General features: G+C 42.3%; 1 pseudogene. It reads left to right on the top strand.

The annotated features are described in order from the left end of the window. Positions 1 to 257: 257 nt before the first annotated feature. Positions 258 to 638, top strand: a pseudogene (locus ABHN01_RS25705) (substrate-binding domain-containing protein); the annotation flags it as partial.

The raw sequence follows: 638 nt of genomic DNA, 5'->3' as shown, positions 1-638 counted from the left end.
TCCCTATACAGAGTACAGCTAGTAACCATTTTTTACTCATCTCCATAAGCCCCCGTTTCAACTTCATTTTAAAGATATTCCGTTTCTGTGATGTTTTTCCTTTTTGTTACCCATCATATGTTGCCTTCGAAATGACCATGAGAAAATAGTCTTTGGCAGGATATGGATTAGACGAACCAGAGAAGTGATTTTATAATAGATGGAGAAAACGTTTACAGAGGAAAACCCTTAAAAACAGGCGAGGGGAGGTGTACACGATGGCAGAGTATGTATCCAAGGCAAATCGTGAAGACAAAGGAATGATTTTTACATTTTCGAAAAGAAACCAACAATTTGTCTATTCGTATTCTCATGGGCCTTTGCTGGACCAAATCCATGGGGGTCAGGGGATTACCGGAAAAACCGTTTTTGACATGTATAAGGATGCTCCTGATCTGGCTCATGTTATCCATGAATATTATGAGATGGCGTGGAATGGAGAGTATGTGGAATACGAAATTCACTATCGAGACAAAGAGTACATCACCAGTCTCCGGCCTGTGGCCGATCAAGGAACAGTAGCTCAAGTGGTGGGGATATGTACGGACATCACCCTGCAAAAAGAGCAGGAAAGAAAGTTGGCCCATGCGATGGCGCGA

It is taken from the genome of Fictibacillus sp. NRS-1165 (assembly GCF_050468105.1).
In the GTDB taxonomy this organism is placed as follows: domain Bacteria; phylum Bacillota; class Bacilli; order Bacillales; family Fictibacillaceae; genus Fictibacillus_C; species Fictibacillus_C terrinigri.
This window is presented reverse-complemented; position numbering and strand designations above follow the sequence as displayed.